This is a genomic window from Isoptericola sp. GX10416, assembly GCF_056590155.1.
Genome location: NZ_JBWPVO010000008.1, coordinates 1 through 18,831 on the forward strand (window position 1 = coordinate 1; position 18,831 = coordinate 18,831).

Sequence of the window (18,831 nt, forward strand, 5' to 3'; positions counted from 1 at the left end):
GCGGCACCTTCAAGTCCGTCGCCGTCAAGGCCCCGGGCTTCGGCGACCGCCGCAAGGCCATGCTGCAGGACATCGCGGTGCTCACCGGTGGCCAGGTCATCACCGAGACCGTCGGCCTCAAGCTGGAGAACGCCACGCTCGAGGAGCTCGGTCAGGCCCGCAAGGTCGTCGTCACCAAGGACGAGACCACGATCGTCGAGGGCACCGGCGACGCCGACCTCATCGCCGGTCGCGTGCAGCAGATCCGTTCCGAGATCGAGAAGTCGGACTCGGACTACGACCGCGAGAAGCTGCAGGAGCGCCTCGCCAAGCTGGCCGGCGGCGTCGCCGTCATCAAGGCCGGTGCGGCCACCGAGGTGGAGCTCAAGGAGCGCAAGCACCGCATCGAGGACGCCGTGCGCAACGCCAAGGCCGCCGTCGAGGAGGGCATCGTCGCCGGTGGTGGCGTCGCGCTCCTGCAGGCCGGTGCCGCAGCGTTCGCGAAGCTCGAGCTCGAGGGCGACGAGGCGACCGGTGCGCAGATCGTCAACGCGGCGATCTCGTCCCCGCTGAAGCAGATCGCCATCAACGCCGGCCTCGAGGGCGGCGTCGTGGCGGAGAAGGTTCGCGGTCTCACGCCGGGTCACGGCCTCAACGCCGCGACCGGTGAGTACGAGGACCTGCTGGCCGCGGGCGTCAACGACCCGGTCAAGGTCACGCGTTCCGCGCTGCAGAACGCCGCGTCGATCGCCGCGCTGTTCCTCACCACCGAGGCGGTCGTCGCCGACAAGCCGGAGCCCGCCGGGGCCCCGGCCGGTGACGGTGGCGGCATGGGCGACATGGGCGGCATGGGCTTCTGATCCACGCTCGCTCGGCGCGCTAGCCCGCGCCATGCATGACGGCGGCCGGTCGTCCGGGGAGCTTGCTCCCGGGCCGACCGGCCGCCGTTCTCATGTCGTGGAGTTGTGGGCGCGATTTCTGGCCCGTTATGCCCGAGATCTCAGTATTTACGGCCCAGAAATCGCGCCCACAACGCTTGACCCTGCACCGGGGTGCAGGGGTGAGGGTGAGCGCATGACCCGAACCGGCGCACTGCGCATCTGCGGCTCTCCGCCCCCTTCGACCTGCTCGTCACGGCCCCGCTCGCGCTGCCCTGGACGGCCGCCCTCGTCCTGACCGGGCTCGCCGGGGCCCATACCGGTCTGGGGTTCGACGGCGTCGCACCGGCCCCGTCGAACGTCTACGTCGTGCTGTTCGCCAGTCTCGTGGGCAGCCTGGTGACGGTGTGGGCGCTCGTGCGGCTCTGGCGGCCGACGGAAGAGGACGTCCGGCGTCTCCGGTCCCTGCGGCGCGGGCAGGAGCTCGGGTTCCGGCTGAGCGAGCTGGGCGCTCTCGTCGAGATGTCGGACGACGCCCGCTCAGGAATCCGCGTGACGTCCGAGATGCGTGTCCGCGGCCGGGAGAAGCTGGCCGAGATCGACGAGCGCATCGCCGACCTGCGCAGGATGCGGACGGCGCTCGGGGACGTCCTCGCGGCGCAGCGGCTCGACCCGGCCGTTCCGCGCCCGGTCGTGGGCGCCCTCGCCTGATCACCCGAGGTTGTGGGCGCGATTTCTGGCCCTGAATGTTCTGCAAAAGGGGCAAAACGGGCCAGAAATCGCGCCCACAACTGGAAGGGGTCAGCGGGCGAAGAGGCGGGCTGCCTGGCTCTCCGCGTCCGCATAGGTGGTCGATGCGGACTGCAGTGCCGCCGTGACGGAGTCGAGCGCCGTCTCGACCTGCGCCTGGGCGGACTGCCACTGCGCCATGACACCCGCGAACGACGTCGCGGCGCTGCCGTGCCAGCTCGACTGCAGATCCTGCAGATGGCGCATCATCGCCCCGACCTCAGCCCGGATGGCCCCTACAGACCCGTTCACCGCGGCGCTCGCCTGCGCCACCCGCTCGCTGTCGACCTCGTACCGCATGCTGTCTCCTCCGTCGTCGTCCCGGTGGACCGGGCTGAGCACGACGGTAGGTCGCAGCGTGCGCTGCGCGCCGCCGTCGTCCACAGCCTGTGGACGACGAACTACCTCGACGCGAGCGGCACTACCTCGGCGACGGGCCAGCCGTCGCCTCCTCGCCCAGCTTGCGGCGCTCCTTGGCCAGGCGGTGCAGCTCGGCGTCGAGGTTCTGCCGCGCCGGCTCCTCCCAGGTCGCCCCGAGCGGGCTCACGTAGAGGTTCGGTCGCCCCAGCAGCTTGGTCAAGACCTTGATCCGCGCGTCGAGGTAGTCCGGCAGCGGGATGTGAGCGTACTCGGCGCGGATCTCCCCGACGTACTCCTTGTAGCGCTGGGGCTCGGCGGCGAGCATGCCCAGGTCGGCGTCGTTGAGCACCGCGGAGTCGAAGTCGCCGGGGGCGGCCTTGTGCCGGGCGAGCGTGTCGACCAGCTCCCCGACGCGGTCCGCCGACTCCACGGGCACGCCGATCTCCACGAGCTGGGTGCGCGCGAGCTCGGCGCTGAGGGTGGTCTGCTCCCCGCCGCGCGTCGCGTAGGCGACCTTGCGGTCCGCGTCGAAGACGGCGCCGTGGTACCAGGCGGCGAGGCGGACGAGGTCGGGCTCGTGGGTCTCGTGAGCGAGCTCGTCGACCCGGTGCAGGACGGCGGCGAGATGGCGCAGGTTGTGGAAGTGGCGGCCAGGCCCGGACCACCGTTCGATGAGCTCTTCGCCCACCGCGCGGATCGATTCCTCGGGCTCCGTGGCGCCCGCCCCCCGACAGGTGCGGACGAACGCCGAGAGGAACCACTGCGGCGCGCCGGCGCTGGGGACGCCCATCGCTATCAAGACCTTTGCTCGGAGATCGTTCCTTGTCTCCCTGTCAGCCTACGACCGTCGACCGACACTCGGGTCCCCGACGGCCCGCTGACCGGGCCGTCACGCAGCGTAGCCGCCGGCAGCCGGAAGGAGAACCCGCACGGTCAAGCCGCCGCCCGGCGTCTCGACCACGGAGGCGGAACCGCCGTGCGCACCGAGGATCGCGGCGACGATCGCCAGGCCCAGCCCGGACCCGCCCGACTCGCGGTTGCGCGAGGAGTCGGCGCGGTAGAACCGCTCGAAGACCCGCCTGGCCTGCTCCGGGGAGACCCCGGGCCCGTGGTCGCGCACCTCGACCACGACGCCGTCCGCCACGGTCCCGAGCGCGAGCTCGGTGGGCGACCCGGCCGGCGTGTGCCGGGCGACGTTCCCCACGAGGTTGGTCAGGACCTGCCGCAGCCGGTCCGCGTCACCGACGGTGCGCAGGGCCGACGGCGGGGCCTCGCCCCCCAGCCCCGTCACCGAGACGGTGCGCGTCGGGTCGAGCGCGTGCAGGTCCTGCGCGGTCTCGTGGGCGAGCGCCGCGAGGTCGACGACCTCGTGCCGCATGGGCCGTCCCTCGTCGAGGCGCGCGAGGACGAGCAGGTCGTTGACGAGCGTGCCCATCCGGCGGGCCGAGTCCTCGATGCGCACCATCGTGTCCTCGACCTTCTCGTCCGTGTCGAGTGCGCCCATCCGGTACAGCTCGCCGTAGCCGCGCACCGTGGCGAGCGGCGTGCGCAGCTCGTGGCTCGCATCCGACACGAAGCGCCGCATCCGCTGCTCGGAGGCCTCCTGCACGGCGAACGCCGACTCGATCTGCGTGAGCATCGCGTTGAGCGAGTGCGACAGCGAGCCGACCTCCGTCGAGGGCGGCTGCTCGGGCACGCGGCGCGACAGGTCGCCCTCCGCGATCGCGGCGGCGGTGGCCTCGATGCGGCGCAGCGGGCGCAGCGAGTGCTGCATCAGCCAGAACGCGAGCGCGCCGCCGAGCACGACGATCCCGATGCCCGACCAGAGCAGCGAGCTCGACAGGTAGGCGGTCGTCTTGTCGACCGCGGCCATGGGCAGGGCGACGTACGCGGCGCCCTCGACGGGACTGTCCTGCGTCTGGCTGCAGGGGATGGACACGACGCGCCACGTCGTCGGGTCGGAGCCGCCCTCCGAGTCGACGGTGAACGGCTCGAGGCCGCGGTCCACGACGGCGGTCAGCGACTCGTCGGGGATCTGCGGCTCGCCGAACCGATCGAGCGTCGCGGTCCAGCCTGCCGGGCCGCCGTCGAGCCCGTTGCAGCTGCGCAGGGTGACGGCGTACTCGCTGGGGATGTGCTGGCTGCCCTCGGCCGGGTTCAGCGCCGTCATGCGGGCCACGCCCTGTGCCGACTGCTTGAGCTGGGTGTCGAGCTGGTCGACCAGGTAGTTCGACACGACGGTGCGCGTCGTGAGGCCGGCGATGATCATCCCGGCGCCCAGCAGCAGCACGAGGATCGCCACCAGCCGCACCCGCAGCGGCACCTGCGCGAACCAGCCCCAGTGCTGCTCGTCCGGTGCGCCCGGCGGGACCTCCGCCGTCGGCCCGGGAACGTCCGTGCCCGACGGCGGTCCCTCCGCAACGCTCGGCGCCCCGGGGGCTGCTGGTGCGGCGAACGTCGGCTCGGTGCTGTCGGGCCGGTCGCGGAAGGTCATCGCTGCTGTGCGCGCAAGAGGTATCCGACGCCACGCTTGGTGTGGATGAGCGGGGGCAGCTCGACGTCCGCGCCGTCCGGCCCGGTGATCGTGACGTGGTCGATCTTGCGGCGCAGGTAGGAGATGTACGACTCGACGATGTTCGCGTCGCCGCCCCAGTCGTACTGCCACACGTGGTCGAGGATCTGGGCCTTGGAGAGCACGCGGCCGGCGTTGAGCATGAGGTACCGCAGCAGCTTGAACTCGGTGGGGGAGAGCTCGAGCTCGACGCCGGCGCGGTGCACCTCGTGGCTGTCCTCGTCGAGCTCGAGGTCGCCCACGCGCACGACGGCGTCGTCGTCCGGCTCGCCTCCGGCGGTGCGTCTCAGCACGGCGCGGATGCGGGCGACGACCTCCTCGAGGCTGAACGGTTTGGTGACGTAGTCGTCTCCGCCGACGGTCAGGCCCTGGATCTTGTCCTGGGTGTCGTCGCGGGCGGTGAGGAACAGCACGGGGGTGTGCCGGCCGGTGGCGCGCATCCGGCGGGTGACGGTGAAGCCGTCCATGTCGGGCAGCATGACGTCCAGCACGACGAGGTCCGGCTCGGTGTCGCGGACGAGCTCGAGCGCGCTGGCGCCGTCAGCCGCGGCATGCACCTGGAAGCCGGCGAAGCGCAGGGACGTGGAGAGCAGCTCGCGGATGTTCGGCTCGTCGTCGACGACGACGAGCCGTGCCTCCGGGGTGTCGGTGGTGGCGGCCATGGGTTCAGTGTGCTCCCGATCCCTGAAGGTTTCCTGAATGCGCGGCGTACGAGTCGCGGGGCGACCCTCCTGCCTTCAGGATGCGGGTGTGACTGCTGTCGCGATCCTGCCTGCCCGTCCGGGCGGCCGCGTCGTGCGCCGATGGGTCGCGGCGGTACTGGTCGTCGTGACCACGCTCCTGGTCGTCGCCTCGACCGTGGCGGTGTGGGCGCACCGCACGGTGCTCGACACCGACGACTTCATGGACGCCGTCACGCCGGTGCTGGACGACCCGGCGTTCTACGACGCGCTCGCGGACCACGTGACCGAGCAGACGCTGCTGGCCCTCGACCTCGACGCCCGCGCCGCCACGCGGCTCACCGAGCTCGACGAGATGATGGCGCTCGCGCTGGTCGAGCAGCTGGACGCCGAGCCCGGCCCGCTGCTCGAGGCGTTGAGCACGCGCGTCGACCGACTCACCCTCGCCACGCTCGCACCCGTGGTGGCCGACCGGTTCGAGGAGCGCGTGGAGACGCTGGTCCACCGGCTCGTCGACTCCGAGGCGTTCCACGATCGGCTGCCGCAGCTCGTCGAGCGGGCGCACCGGGCGGCCATCGGCGTCGCCCGGGCCGACGGCGCGGACCACCCGGACGTGTACCTGACCGACGACGCCGTCGTGCTGGACACGACGCCGCTGATCGCGGAGGCGCTGCGGGAGGCCCTCGGGAGCGTCGGCGACATGCTGCCCGGGGTCACGCTGCCCGACGCCCTCGTGGAGCGGGCACCCGACGCCCGGGCGCAGCTCGGAGCGGCGCTCGGCACCCGGCTTCCTGACGGGTTCGGCCAGGTGGCGCTCCTCGACCGGGAGACCTTCGACCTGGTCCAGGGCACCGTCACCACGGTGGACCGTGCCGTCTGGGTCCTGGTGGCGCTGACCGTGCTGCTCGTCGTCGTGACCGTGGCGGTCGCCCCGGCCCGGCGCCGGGTCACCGTCCAGCTCGGGATCGGCGTCGTGGCGGGCCTGATGATCGCCGCCGCGCTGGTGGCACGGCTGCGCGACCTCGTGGTGGACGCCGCGCGGACGACCGACGGGGAGCGGGTCGCGACAGTGCTGTTCGACGCCGTCGCGGCCGACCTGCACGAGATCTTCTGGCTGATCGGGATCGTCGCCGCCGTGGGCGCAGTCGTCGCCGTGCTGCTCGGCCGACCGGCCTGGCTGCGTCGGGCCGGGGACCGCTGGCCGTGGTTGCGCGCCACGGACGGCGAGGCCGCCGGGATCTCGCGCCGGGTCGCCGGGCACGCCGACGCCCTCAGGGTCGTGGTGGTGGCCGTGGCCGTCCTGGGCGTCGTCCTGACGGGCTTCAGCTGGGTCGGGCTCGTGCTGGTCGGGCTGTTCCTCGCGGTCTGCCTCGTGGGCATCTCGGTCGCGCAGCGCATCGCCGACGTCCCGGGCGAGCGCCGGTCGGCGCCCGCCCCCTGAACGTCGGAGGTGGTGCCGCGCGTCAGAGGTAGCGCAGCGGGTCGAACTCGTCGATCGGGATGATCCGGACGCGCGGCAGCGGGCTGGTGAAGGCGTCGACGTCGCCCTCCAGGTCGAAGATCTCGAGCCCGTCCTCGGTCAGCGAGGTGAGCTGGCCGTTGACGAACTCGCGGAAGGCCAGCAGACCGACCCGCCGCCCGTGGTCGGCCAGGAGACGCTCGACCTGCGGCAGGAAGTCGCCGTCGTGGCTGGCGAGCAGGACGTCGCCGTCGCGCCCCGCGATCGCCTCGAGGGTGCGCTGGATACCGAGGTCGACGACCTTCTCGTCGCCCTTCGCCGCCAGCGGGATGGGCCGGTAGCCCATCGCGAGCAGCGCCTGGACGAACGACATCGGCATCTGGCCGCTGGTCGCGTTGAGGAAGAACAGCGGGACGACGTCGGAGCCCCACACCTTGCTCGCGAACTTGGTGATCCGGTCCCAGCGCGGCCGCTCCTCGGGGTTGGGGCGGCGGTTCAGCACGTTCATGCCGAGCGTGGCGTCGATGTTCTCGCCGTCGACCAGGAGGTACGTGGTGCGGGTCGGCTCGTTCGGCGACGCCGGGGTCGGTGCCGGCGCAGGCGATGCGGTCGGCGCGGAGAAGGGGGAGACCATGCGCCCAGGGTACGCGGGACGGCGGCGCCGCGGTGGACGGGCATGGACCGCAGCGGCGGGTCGGAGTAATCTCAGCGGCCGTGCCCGACTTCTCCAGCTCCGACCACCCGCAGGTGACCGTCCTGCAGCACGGCTCCGACGTGCCGCTCGACCGGTTCGTCCGGACGTTCCCGGCTGCCCGCGTCGTGCGGCTCTTCGCCGGAGATCCCGTGCCGTCGCTCGAGGAGTGCGGCGACGGCCTGATCGTCCTGGGCGGGCAGATGCACGCCTACGACGACGCCGCAGCGCCCTGGCTGCCCGCGGTGCGCGACCTGCTGGCGCGCGCGGCCGTCGACGGGCTGCCCACGCTCGGGATCTGCCTGGGTGCCCAGCTCCTCGCCGTCGCCGGGGGCGGAGCGGTGCAGGTCGCCGCGCCGCCTGGGCGGGAGGCCGGCGTCGTCGACGTGCACTGGCGCGCCCAGGCGCTGGAGGACCCGGTCCTCGCGCCGCTCGTCCGTGCCGCCGGGGCGACGTGCGCCGACGACGTCGAGGCGCCCGGCTGCGTGACGCCTGCGGTCTCGATGCACTCCGACGCGATCATCGAGCTGCCCGCCGGAGCGCAGTGGCTCGGGTGGTCCGACACGTACCCCTACCAGGCGTTCCGCTGGGGCTCCGCGCTCGGCGTGCAGTTCCACCCGGAGGCGAGCCCGTCCCTGGCCGTGCGCTGGGCCCTCGGTGAGGTCGACGTCGACACCGCCGCCGTCCACGCCCAGGTGACGGCGCACGACGACGGTCTGGCACGCACCGCGGACCTGCTCGCCGGGGCGTTCCTCGAGCAGGTGCGTGCCGCCGTCGGGCGTCGTGCCGCACCCGCGGTCGCCTGATCGGCTTCCCCCCACGCGCTGTGGGTGCACGACACGCCGTCGGACTCCATCCGACGACGGCGTGTCGTGCACCCACAGCGCTGAGGGGGGGCGGGGAGTGGGAGGTCAGGACTCGATCTGGTTCTGCGGGGTGCCCGACTTCAGGGCTGCGAGGCGCGCCTCCAGCTCGAGGTCCTCCATCGACCCCTCCAGCTCGGAGAACTGCGACTCCAGCGACGACGCCGCGATCTCCGCCTGGCCCATGGCCTGCGCCTCCTCGCGACGCACCGCCTCCTCGAACCGCGAGAGCTCGCTGGTCGGGTCCATGATGTTGATCGAGCTGATCGCGCCCTGCACGGTCTGCTGCGCCACGGCGGCCTTCTGGCGGGCGACGAGCTGGTCGCGCTTGGACTTCAGCTCCACGAGCCGGTCCTTCATCTGGGCGAGACCGGTCTTCAGCTTCTCGACCGTGACCTGCTGCTGCTCGATCATCGGCTGGGCCGACTTGACCTCGTTCTCGGCGTCGAGCTGCTTGCGCAGCGCCACCTTGGCGAGCTGGTCGAACTTGTCGGCGTTCGCGGTGTCGCCCGCGCTGCGCCGCTCGTCGGCCTTGCGGGAGGCGGCCAGCGCCTTGGCGCCCCACTCCTGCACGGACTGCACGTCCTCGTGGTAGTCCTGCTCGGCGAGCCGCAGGTTGCCGATCGTCTGGGCGATCGCCTGCTCGGCCTCCGCGATGTTGTTCGTGTAGTCGCGGATGAGCTGGTCGATCATCTTGGCCGGGTCCTCGGCACGGTCCAGCATCGCGTTGATGTTTGCCTTCGCGAGCTGGCTGATGCGCCCGAGGATGCTCTGCTTCTGCGTCATGACGTGCCCTTCTGGTCCGTGCTGCCCGGATGTTGATGTTGATGACTAGGACGACGGCGGGGGCTCCGAGGTTCCCGGAGGCTCGACGTCAGAAGCGGCCACCGGCGCCGCCCCGGCCGCCGCCCCCACCGAATCCTCCGCCGAACCCGCCACGGGAACCGCCGCGCGGCCCTCCGAAGCCGCCACCGAATCCTCCGCCGAACCCGCCTCCGTAGCGTCCGCCCCGCCGTCGGCCGCGGCCCGAACCGCGCAGGACGGAGTCGAGGACGATCCCTCCGAGGATCATGCCGCCCATGTTCGGGGCGCTGCGACCGGAACCGGCGAACCCGCCCGGTCCGCCGTGCCGCATGTCCCAGCCGGAGGTGTCGGTCTGCGCCATCTGGGTCGCCTGCTGGACGTACCGTTCGGCCTGCTGCGCCGCAGCGAGCGCCGCGTGCTGGTCGGTGGCCTGCAACGTGCGGGCCTCGGCGGCGAGGCGCTCGGCCTCGGCCAGCCGGGTGCGGGCGTCCGGCCCGACGGCGCCGCGACGGGTGGTCACATAGCTCTGCGTGGCGCGGAGCTGGGACTCGACCCGGCCGAGGACGTCGCGCAGCAGCGCCTTGGCGCGGGCGTCGGACTCGGCCTGCTGCCGGGCCGGGGCGAGAGCGGTGTCGAGCGCGGCCTCCGCGGAGGTGAGCCGGGCGAGCGCGGCCAGCGGGTCGCCGCCCTCGCGGGCGCTGCGGGCCTGCTCGGCGGCGGACCGGGCCTCGGCGGCGGCGCCCTGCACGGCCGGGTCGCCGGACGCGAGGCGCTCGGCGTCGACGATGTCCTGCGTGATCGAGGCGATGCCCTTGTCGAGGTTCGTCGCGGCGGAGGCGAGGTCGTCGCCCGCGCTCGCCACGGCGTCGAGGAGCGTCACCGCCTGGCCGAGGGCGTTCTGCGCGGCCCGCGCGTCCGCGACCGCGACGGCCTTCTTGCGCTTCTGGACGGCGGTCCGGCCCGCGGCGACGGCCTCGCGGGCGTTGGCGACGAGGGCGGCCGCCTGGTCCGGGTTGTCGCGCACGGAGGCCAGCGCCGAGGCGGGGTAGGTGGCGGTGAGCCCGGCGAGCGTGCTGCGGGCGACCTCGATCCGCCCCTCGATCTCAACGGCACGCTGCTCGGTCTCGTCGAGCACCTGCGGCGCCCGCGACTGCAACCGGCGCAGGTCGTCGAACGAGTCGGCCTGGGCGTCCAGGGTGGCGGCCGCGGCCTGGCAGCGCCGGACGACGTCGGCGAGCACGGCGCGCTGCCGGGCGGCGTCCGACGGCGCGTCGCCCAGCGAGCCGCCGACCGGCACGCTCTCCTCGAGCCCCTGGCGCAGCCGGAACGCCTCGGCGACGTCCGCGCGGGCCTGCTCGAGGGCAGCGGTGAACTCGCGCGTCGCCTCGATCCCGAACTCGGCCTGCGCGAAGCCGAGCTCCTGCTCGGAGGTCTTGATCGCGTCGTCGACGGAGACCAGGGCGCTGCCGGCCCGTTGTGCGAGCTCCTCGGTGGTGAGGTTGGCGAGCGGGTCGGGGTCGGGTCCGCCGGCCCCGGTGCGCGCGGCGGCCGCTGCGGCACCTCGGCGCGTCAGGTCGGTGTCCCGCCGCGAGCGGGACCACAGGTAGACGCCCCCGGCGGCGACGACGGCGATCCCGCCGACCAGCAGCGGCCCGGGCACCGAGAACCCGCCGGAGGAGCCGCCGTCGTCCGCGCTGCCGGTGGTCGCGGCGCCACCGGAGCCGGTGACCGCCAGGGTGGTGTCGACGGCGGCGACCGTGGCGCCGGCCCAGTCGTCGTCGCGGAGCTCGTCGACGGTGGCGTCGCGGATCGCGTCGAGCTGCTCTTCCGAGAGGTCGATGTTGTTGTCCCAGCTCAGCCCGTACAGGCGGTCCTCGGTGGCGACGGCGAGGAGCAGGTCGTCGGGGCCGAGCTGCGCGTTGGTGGCCGTCGCGTCCGCCCACCCCCGCCCGTCGACGCCGTCGAAGGTCTCCACGTAGACGACGAAGAGCTGGTAGGGGCTCTCCTGGGCGAGCGAGTCCAGGGCCCCCTGGACCTCGGTGACGTCGTCCTCGCTGAGCACGCCCGCCACGTCCGTCACGTCGCCGTCCAGCTCCCGCAGGGGCGACTCGGCGTGCGCGGCGGGGGCGGTGAGGGCGAGCAGCACCGGCAGCGCGACCGCGAGCAGCAGCGTCCGAGGGGCGAGTGCCACTCGTCGGCGTGTGGCCTGGGTAGACGGGATCACGGTCTGCATCGTTCCGCGCGCGGGGGCACGGCGCAATCGCGGGGCGGGTGACGTTCGCCGCCGTCGGCCGGGCGCACCGCCGCGGGGCTATGCCGCGGATGTGCGGACCGTCCCGCGCAGCACGTCCACGACGCGCGACCAGGAGTCGCCGCCGCCCAGCAGCTCCGCGAGCTCGAGCGCGACGGCGTCGTGCGCCGCGACGTGCACGACCAGGTGCCGCCCAAGGTCGTCTACAGCCTCACCGACGACGGCGCCGCGCTGGAACGCGCGCTGCGTCCGCTCGGCGACTGGGGCGAAGAACGCATGGCGCAGATCAGCTCCGTGCGTCAGGGCAAGGCCGTCACCGCGCCCTGACGCTCGGCAGTCAGTCCGTCGTGGGCGCGGCCGCGCGGAGCTTCTCCAGCAACGGCCCGGCCGCCGTGTCGAGGAACTCCTCCTGCTTGGCGTCGCCGATCTGGTGCAGCGCCAGGTCGGTGTACCCGGCCTCCCAGAAGGCGGACGCCGCCTCGACGATCGCGTCCAGGTCCGGCCCGCAGGGGATCGACTCCGCGACGTCCTCCGGCCGCACGAACGCGCTGGCGTGGTCGAACGCCTCCGTGGTGGGCAGGTTGGCGTTCACCGGCCAGCCGAGGCCGAACCAGCGGAACTGGTCGTGGGCCCGCTCCACCGCGGCGTCGGTGTCCAGGTCCCACGAGATCGGCATCTGCGCGATCTTGCGGGACGCCGGCAGGTCGGCGTCCGTGCGCGCGGCATCCCACTGCTGCAGCATGCCCGGCTTCGGCTCGGTGGAGATCAGGTGGTCCGCCAGCGTCGCGAAGTTGTCCACCGACTGCTCCCCGGAGACGGCGACGCCGATCTCCACGGGCTCGTCCGGCAGGTCCCACAACCGCGCCGAGTCCACCTGGAAGTGGTCGCCGCGAAAGCTCAGCAGGTTGCCCTCGAACAGCGCCGCGATGATCTGGACCGCCTCACCGAGCATCTCGTGCCGCTCGTCCACGGCAGGCCAGCCGGCGCCCACGACGTGCTCGTTGAGGTTCTCGCCCGCCCCCAGGCCCAGCGTGAAGCGGCCCTGCGACAGCAGCCCCACCGTCGCAGCCTTCTGGGCGACGACGGCGGGGTGGTAGCGCAGCGTCGGGCACGTCACGTACGACATGAGCCCGACGTGCTGCGTCACCTGCGAGACGGCGCCCAGCAGGCTCCACGCGTACGGCGAGTGGCCCTGGGAGTCGAGCCACGGGAAGTAGTGGTCGCTCATCACCTCGAACTCGAAGCCGGCGTCCTCAGCCCGGACCGCATAGTCGACGAGGCTCCGCGGACCGGACTGCTCGGTCATCAGGGTGTATCCGAATCTGGTCACCCGATCACCGTGCGGCCGATGCGCGCTGCCCGCACCTCGGCCCCCACCCTCTACTTCACTCCGCCCAGCTCCTCGGTATCTTCGCGGAGCCGGACTGCGTTCCGTGCCGGGCGGGTACCTCGTTCCTCGGCCCCCACCCTCTACTTCACTCCGTCCAGCTCCTCGGCGTCGACGATGCGGTAGGCGTAGCCCTGCTCCGCCAGGAACCGCTGACGGTGCGCCGCGAAGTCCTGGTCCACGGTGTCGCGGGCGACGACGGCGTAGAAGTGCGCCGTCCGGCCGTCCTGCTTGGGCCGCATCACCCGTCCGAGGCGCTGCGCCTCCTCCTGCCGGGACCCGAACGACCCCGAGACCTGGATCGCCACGGACGCCTCGGGCAGGTCGATCGAGAAGTTGGCGACCTTCGACACCACCAGCCGGGAGATCTCGCCGGACCGGAACGCGCCGAACAGCTTCTGGCGCTCGCGGACCGTCGTCGCGCCGGTGATCAACGGCGCGTCCAGGTGCCCGGCCAGCTCCTCGAGCTGGTCGATGTACTGACCGATGATGAGCACCTGGTCGTCCGGGTGCTGTGCGACGAGCCGCTCCACCACGCGGTTCTTCCCCGGGGCGCACGCCGCGAGGCGGTACTTGTCCTCCGGTTCGGCCGTGGCGTAGACCATCCGCTCGTGCTCGGGCAGGGTCAGGCGCACCTCGACGCAGTCGGCCGGGGCGATGTAGCCCTGCTGCTCGATGTCCTTCCACGGGGCGTCGTACCGCTTGGGCCCGATGAGGGAGAACACCTCGTCCTCCCGACCGTCCTCGCGCACCAGGGTGGCGGTGAGGCCGAGCCGACGGCGTGCCTGCAGCTCCGCTGTCATGCGGAAGATGGGCGCGGGCAGCAGGTGCACCTCGTCGTACACGACGAGGCCCCAGTCGCGGGCGTCGAGCAGCTCGAGGTGCGTGTACACGCCCTTCCGCTTGGTCGTCAGTACCTGGTACGTCGCGATCGTGACCGGCTTGACCTCCTTGCGCGAGCCCGAGTACTCGCCGATCTCGTCCTCGGTCAGCGAGGTGCGGCGGATCAGCTCGTCGCGCCACTGCCGTGCGGAGACGGTGTTGGTGACGAGGATCAGCGTGGTCGTCCCGGACTTCGCCATCGCGCCCGCGCCGACGATCGTCTTGCCGGCGCCGCAGGGCAACACGACGACGCCGGAGCCGCCGTGCCAGAACCCGTCGACGGCCTGCGCCTGGTACGGCCGCGGCTCCCACGTGGCGGCGTCCTCGCCCGGGTAGACGGGTGTCGTCGTCGGCGACAGCGTGATGGCGTGCTTCTCGCCGTCGACGTACCCGGCGAGGTCCTCGGCCGGCCAGCCGAGCTTGACCAGCGCCTGCTTGAGGTTGCCGCGCTGGGAGGGGTGCACCGCGACCGTCGTGTCGTCGATCCGCTCGCCCACGAGCCCGGAGCTGCGCTTGGACTTGAGCACCTCGGCGAGCACGGCGGCGTCGGTGGACTCCAGCACCAGCCCGTGCACGGGGTGCGAGGCCAGGGTGAGGCGGCCGTAGCGGCCCATCGTCTCGGCGACGTCGACGAGCAGCGCGTGCGGCACGGGGTAGCGCGAGTACGCCATCAGCGTGTCGACGACCTGCTCGGCGTCGTGCCCGGCGGCGCGCGCGTTCCAGAGGCCGAGGTTGGTCAGCCGGTAGGTGTGCACGTGCTCCGGGGCGCGCTCCAGCTCGGCGAACGGCGCGATGGCGCGGCGTGCGTCGCCGGACTGCGGGTGGTCGACCTCCAGCAGGATCGACTTGTCGCTCTGGACGATGAGGGGGCCGTCGGGCATGCGGGTCCTTCCGGTGGGGGTGTCCAGGGTGCCAACGCCGGGCGGTCCGTGGGTGTTCCGCCCCTCAGTGTGGGGTGTCGGACAGGTCACTACTACCTCGGGGTGAGCGTTACCACCTCGGCGTCAGTCGATCGGTTCGACCGACGCGATGCGGTGCACCGCGATGGTCAGCTCGGCCTCGCGCTGCGGGTCGAGCGCCCGCAGGCGCCCGCCCTCCAGCCGCATCGGCTTGAGGTCGCGCTGCTGCAGGGCACCCGCGGGGCCCACCATCTCGACGCGCACGGTGCGCCCGTCGCGCAGCGCGTCGTGCAGCAGGGCCAGGGCGTCGCCCGGCTCGCTGGTCCCGTGCCCGACGGCGGCACTCGTCACGGGCGGCCCGTCGCGGTCCGCGGCGCTCACCCGCACCGGGGTGCCGCCGTCGGGCGCGGTGCTGCGCCCCGCGGAACCGGGCGCCGCAGGACCTGAACCTGCGCCAGCGGTCCCGGCTGCCTCGGTGCCGGACGCCGCCCGGCGCAGGCGGGCGATCACGGCGGCGCGGGCGTCCGCGGAGGTGTCCCGGACGGGGGCCGAGGGGCGGCGGGACCACGCCGCGCGGTCGAGCCGCACCGTGCGACGCACGGGGCCGAGCGGCCGACCGTCCGGACCCTCCAGGCCGGAGAGCAGGCCGTACCGGCGCAGCGTCTCGTGCAGCTCGGCGGCGGGCGCGGACGACGCCAGGACCGTGGGTGCCAGCCGCACCAGCCCCAAGGAGGCGAGCCGGCCGTCCTCGGCCAGGCCGGCCAGCGCGGCCGGGTCGGCGGCGCGCACGTACGAGGTGGCGGAGCCGACCCGGACCGCCTCGTGCCGCCGGGCGGTGTCCTTGACCAGGTACTCGAGGGGTTGCGGGACGGGCACGGGGGAGCGCCCGGCGAGCTCGGCCAGGAGGTCCTCGCCGCTGCGGCCGTGGTCCAGCGCGCGCGTGACCGACCCGGTCGAGAAGCGCACGGTGGTGGCCGCCCCGCGGGACTCGTAGTCGGCCGACTGGTCCAGCAGCCGCGAGAGGGCGAGGGAGGGACGCCCGGGCACGATGCCGGTGAGGTCGCCCTGGAGCAGGACCTCGTCGACCTCGGCGGGCAGCGCGCGGCGCAACGCCTCGGCCAGGAGAGCCGGGCCGCCGTCCTCGGCACCGCTCGCGACGACGTGACCGGGCGACGACAGGGCACCCGCCCCCGTCACGCCGAGCAGCGCCGCCTCGCGCAGCAGCCCGGCCAGCGCCGCCTCGGCGGGCACCGCCCGCGGAGAGCGCCACCGCAGCACCGTCATCACCTCCTCGGGCCCGAGCGCCGTGCCCGGCTGGGCGGCCAGCACGTCGAGCACCGCCGCACGCAGGCGAGCCACCCACGGCCGGTGCAGGTCGGGGGACAGCGGCGCACGCAGCGTGCCCTTCTCGTCGCGCGAGCCCACCTGCCACGGCGTGCGCCGCGACCCCGTCCAGGCCGTCACGAGCTCCGCCCACCGGTCGGCGTCGTCGGCCTCCTCCCAGGCGTCCGCCCGGACCGTCGGCACAAACGACGCCGGCGCCTCGCCGTCGTCTCCCACGAGCCCGGCGCTCGCGGCCAGCTCCACGACGAACGCCGCCGTGGGCTCGTCGGTGTCCAGCAGCAGGGCGGTGCGGCGCAGGTCGCGCACGCCGAGCCCGCCGGCGCGCAGCACGGACGGCGGGGCGTCCTCCCAGGAGGTGATGAGCCGGGCGACCTGTCGCACGATCTCCAGGGCGGCCGTCGCGGCCTCGGCGTCCGCTCCTGCGGTCGGCACGCCGCGGCCGTCGGGGCGGGGCGGGTCCAGGTCGGGGGTGCGGTGCGTGCGCCCGCCGCGCAGCGACAGCCCGACGTCGCGGGGGAGCACCACGTGCCGCGCGTCGGTGCGGAGGAGCAGCCCTGCCTCCACCAGGGCGTCGACGGCGCGGCGCGGACCGGTGCCCGCCGGGGGCACGACGCCGACGGGCGGCCCCCAGGCGAGCGCGTCCAGGATCGGCTGCGCGCCCGGCGGGAGGTCTGCCGGTGCGGGCCGTCGGTCCTCGCGCGCGGGCCCGAGCCCGGCGGGGTAGGGGCCGAGCACGTCCTCCAGCCCGGGCGTGGGCAGCACGCCGTCCTCGTCGTCCCAGACCAGCGCGGCGGTGCGGGCACCGTCCAGCATGTGCCCGACGGCGGTACCCCCCTCGGGCGCGCCGATCGCGGCCGCGACCTGGTCGGGCCGGACCGGGGTGCCTTCGGACAGCGCGAGCAGCGACTCGAGGACCTGCAGCGTGCCCGCGTCGAGGTGGCTCAGGGCGCGGTCGAGGCTCGTCCGGCTCGCGGCGCGGGCGGCGAGCGAGCGGAGCGTGGAAGGGGCGGGGGTGCCGAGATCGGGCCGCGCGGCGAGCAGCTCGAGGAGCTCGTCGTCGGAGCGGTTGCGCACCCATTCGGTGAAGCTGCCGACCATCTGCACGATGCTACGCCGGGTCCCTGGACGTCTCGCGACCCGGGTAGTCCGGGCGGCCAGGGCTCGGTCAGGGCCGTCGCGTCAGGGCGGTCCGGTCAGGGCCGGGCGGTCGCGCGGCAGACCTCGTCCCACGGTGTCGGGGCGATGCCGAACCGCTCCTGCGCCGCCCGGGAGTCGAGGAGGTACGGCGCCTCCCACTGGTAGCGGAGCTGGCGCAGCTCGCGCAGCAGGGGCGAGAAGGCGGCGGCGACGGTCCAGGCGGGGCCGCGCAGCGACGAGACGGGCACGGGCGGCCGGCCGACGGTCGCGAGGACGTCGGTCAGCGCCTGTGCCTGGGTGACGGGCGGGTTGCTGGGTACGTGCCAGATGCGCCCGTGGGCGTCGGCGTCGTCGGCGGCCGCGACGAGGGTGCGTGCGACGTCGCGCACGTCGGTGAAGGTGTGCGGCAGGTCGGTGCGGCCCATCATCATGGCGCGGCGGCCGCGCAGGGCGGCCGGGACCACGCGCGAGACGTGGCCGTTCTGCCCGACGCCGGGGCCCATGTAGTCGGAGCCGCGCACCTCGACGGCGCGCAGCCGGCCGGCGTCGTGCGCGGCGCGCGCGTCGGCCCACAGCCGGGTGCGCAGGCGGCCCTTGTGGTCGGTGGCGGCGTCGGGGAGGCCCTCGGTCATGGGGCCGTCGACGGGGCCGTACGGGTAGAGGGTGCCGGTGATGGCGTAGACGGCGCCGGTGCGCTCGGCGGCGGTCTGCAGCGACGCGGCGAGGGGCGGCCACACGGTCTCCCACCGGGTGTAGTCGGTGGGGTTGGCGCAGTTGTAGAGGACGGCGGCGTGCTCGGTGGCGCGGGTCAGCGCGTCGGGGTCGGCGGCGTCGAGCGTGAGGTGCTCCACGCCGCCGACCCCGGTGCTGCGCCCGGAACGGGTGGCGACGGTGACGTGCGAGCCGCGACCGGCGAGCAGGGCGGCGACCTGGCGGCCCACAGGCCCGGCACCGACGACGAGATGACGATCCATGATCAGTGCTCCTTGTTGTGAACGGTGCTCTCGTTTCGAGTATGCCTCCGGCGCCACGGACTTGGCAAGAGCGGCGCTCTCGGTAGTGAGCACCGATCCGTGCGAGGATGTGAGACGTGACCAGCACGCCGCGCACGGCCAGGGCGCTCGCCCGCGAGACCATCACCCAGGAGATCCTCGCGGCCGCCCGCGCCCGCCTCGCGGCCGACGGCCCCGCGGCCCTGTCGCTGCGCGCCGTCGCCCGCGACGTCGGCATGGTCTCCTCCGCGGTCTACCGGTACGTCGAGAACCGGGACGCTCTGCTGACCGCGCTCATCGTCGAGTGCTACGACGAGCTCGGTGCCGCCGTCGAGGACGCGGAGGCCGCCGTCGCCGAGCGCTCCGACGTCACCACGCGGTGGCTCGTCGCGTGCCGCGCCGTGCGCACGTGGTCGGTGGCGCACCCCGGCGAGTTCCGGCTGCTCTACGGCACCCCGGTGCCCGGGTACGCCGCCCCGCCCGACACGATCGACCCGGCGACGCGCCTCGTCCTGGTCCTGGTCAGGGTCGTGGCCGACGCGCACGACGGCGGCACCGTCCCGCCGCTCAGCCCGACGGCGCAGGCTGACCTGACGGACCTCGTGGCCGGTGCGCGGGACTTCCTCGCGGCGCGCGGCCTGATCACGGACGCGCCGCCCGAGCTGGTCGTGCGCACCCTCATGGCCTGGACCACCGTGCTGGGAACGGTCTCCTTCGAGATGTTCGGTCACCTGGTCAACACGGTGAGCGACCCCGAGGCGTGGTTCGACGTCGTCGCCCTGCGACTGGCCGCGGACCTCGGCATCGGCCTCTAGCACGCGTTCTCACCCGGGTGAAACTGCGTGTGACAGGGGAAAACGCTGC

General features: G+C 73.7%; 17 protein-coding genes. 6 read left to right on the forward strand and 11 right to left on the reverse strand.

Annotation, left to right across the window (positions count from 1 at the left end):
• Positions 1-839 (forward strand): chaperonin GroEL (gene groEL, locus ACWAT2_RS12445; protein WP_480048912.1); only part of this gene is annotated, 839 nt, incomplete at its 5' end.
• Between the two features lie 387 nt (positions 840-1,226).
• On the forward strand, positions 1,227-1,568 hold the full coding sequence (locus ACWAT2_RS12450; protein ID WP_402374223.1) for a MerR family DNA-binding protein: 342 nt from the start codon (positions 1,227-1,229) through the stop codon (positions 1,566-1,568).
• A gap of 90 nt (positions 1,569-1,658) precedes the next feature.
• Here the strand turns inward: ACWAT2_RS12450 and ACWAT2_RS12455 are convergent, their stop codons facing one another.
• From ACWAT2_RS12455 to ACWAT2_RS12470, 4 genes are all read right to left on the reverse strand, one after another.
• Positions 1,659-1,946 (reverse strand): WXG100 family type VII secretion target, encoded by a 288-nt coding sequence (locus ACWAT2_RS12455; protein WP_402374225.1) that lies wholly within the window; start codon positions 1,944-1,946, stop codon positions 1,659-1,661.
• Between the two features lie 121 nt (positions 1,947-2,067).
• Complete coding sequence (locus ACWAT2_RS12460) at positions 2,068-2,796, reverse strand: HD domain-containing protein (RefSeq protein WP_402374227.1); 729 nt, start codon at positions 2,794-2,796, stop codon at positions 2,068-2,070.
• Positions 2,797-2,895: 99 nt separating this feature from the next.
• Positions 2,896-4,500 (reverse strand): sensor histidine kinase, encoded by a 1,605-nt coding sequence (locus tag ACWAT2_RS12465; protein WP_402374229.1) that lies wholly within the window; start codon positions 4,498-4,500, stop codon positions 2,896-2,898.
• Complete coding sequence (locus ACWAT2_RS12470; protein WP_402374230.1) at positions 4,497-5,240, reverse strand: response regulator transcription factor; 744 nt, start codon at positions 5,238-5,240, stop codon at positions 4,497-4,499. Before ACWAT2_RS12470 ends, ACWAT2_RS12465 begins: the two co-directional genes overlap by 4 nt.
• 88 nt (positions 5,241-5,328) lie before the next feature.
• Between ACWAT2_RS12470 and ACWAT2_RS12475 the strand changes: the two genes are divergently transcribed.
• The gene (locus ACWAT2_RS12475; protein WP_402374232.1) at positions 5,329-6,699 is read left to right on the forward strand and encodes a hypothetical protein; all 1,371 of its coding nucleotides are present in this window, start codon (positions 5,329-5,331) and stop codon (positions 6,697-6,699) included.
• 22 nt (positions 6,700-6,721) lie between these two features.
• Here the strand turns inward: ACWAT2_RS12475 and ACWAT2_RS12480 are convergent, their stop codons facing one another.
• Positions 6,722-7,351 carry an NYN domain-containing protein gene (locus ACWAT2_RS12480; protein ID WP_402374234.1) on the reverse strand — a complete coding sequence of 210 codons (630 nt, stop codon included), beginning with the start codon at positions 7,349-7,351 and terminating at the stop codon, positions 6,722-6,724.
• 80 nt (positions 7,352-7,431) lie between these two features.
• On the opposite strand from ACWAT2_RS12480, the gene ACWAT2_RS12485 reads away from it, so the two are divergent.
• On the forward strand, positions 7,432-8,214 hold the full coding sequence (locus ACWAT2_RS12485) for a type 1 glutamine amidotransferase (RefSeq protein WP_402374236.1): 783 nt from the start codon (positions 7,432-7,434) through the stop codon (positions 8,212-8,214).
• 105 nt (positions 8,215-8,319) lie between these two features.
• Here the strand turns inward: ACWAT2_RS12485 and ACWAT2_RS12490 are convergent, their stop codons facing one another.
• Together ACWAT2_RS12490 and ACWAT2_RS12495 are read right to left on the reverse strand one after the other, a co-directional pair.
• Positions 8,320-9,057, reverse strand: a complete 738-nt coding sequence (locus ACWAT2_RS12490; protein ID WP_402374238.1) for a PspA/IM30 family protein — start codon at positions 9,055-9,057, stop codon at positions 8,320-8,322.
• Positions 9,058-9,145: 88 nt separating this feature from the next.
• Positions 9,146-11,266, reverse strand: coding sequence for a TPM domain-containing protein (locus tag ACWAT2_RS12495; RefSeq protein ID WP_402374240.1), 2,121 nt, complete (start codon positions 11,264-11,266; stop codon positions 9,146-9,148).
• Between the two features lie 234 nt (positions 11,267-11,500).
• Between ACWAT2_RS12495 and ACWAT2_RS12500 the strand changes: the two genes are divergently transcribed.
• Positions 11,501-11,653 carry a winged helix-turn-helix transcriptional regulator gene (locus ACWAT2_RS12500; RefSeq protein ID WP_402374241.1) on the forward strand — a complete coding sequence of 51 codons (153 nt, stop codon included), beginning with the start codon at positions 11,501-11,503 and terminating at the stop codon, positions 11,651-11,653.
• Positions 11,654-11,663: 10 nt separating this feature from the next.
• On the opposite strand, the gene ACWAT2_RS12505 is transcribed toward ACWAT2_RS12500, so the two are convergent.
• The 4 genes from ACWAT2_RS12505 to ACWAT2_RS12520 form a co-directional block, all read right to left on the reverse strand.
• A complete protein-coding gene (locus tag ACWAT2_RS12505; RefSeq protein WP_402374243.1) occupies positions 11,664-12,656 on the reverse strand; it encodes a TIGR03557 family F420-dependent LLM class oxidoreductase in 993 nt (330 codons plus the stop codon).
• A gap of 140 nt (positions 12,657-12,796) precedes the next feature.
• Positions 12,797-14,476, reverse strand: coding sequence for a DNA repair helicase XPB (locus ACWAT2_RS12510; protein WP_402374245.1), 1,680 nt, complete (start codon positions 14,474-14,476; stop codon positions 12,797-12,799).
• Between the two features lie 123 nt (positions 14,477-14,599).
• Positions 14,600-16,936 carry a helicase-associated domain-containing protein gene (locus tag ACWAT2_RS12515; RefSeq protein ID WP_402374247.1) on the reverse strand — a complete coding sequence of 779 codons (2,337 nt, stop codon included), beginning with the start codon at positions 16,934-16,936 and terminating at the stop codon, positions 14,600-14,602.
• Positions 16,937-17,031: 95 nt separating this feature from the next.
• Positions 17,032-17,949, reverse strand: a complete 918-nt coding sequence (locus tag ACWAT2_RS12520; protein ID WP_402374248.1) for an NAD-dependent epimerase/dehydratase family protein — start codon at positions 17,947-17,949, stop codon at positions 17,032-17,034.
• 116 nt (positions 17,950-18,065) lie between these two features.
• Between ACWAT2_RS12520 and ACWAT2_RS12525 the strand changes: the two genes are divergently transcribed.
• The gene (locus ACWAT2_RS12525; RefSeq protein WP_402374250.1) at positions 18,066-18,782 is read left to right on the forward strand and encodes a TetR-like C-terminal domain-containing protein; all 717 of its coding nucleotides are present in this window, start codon (positions 18,066-18,068) and stop codon (positions 18,780-18,782) included.
• Positions 18,783-18,831: the final 49 nt, after the last annotated feature.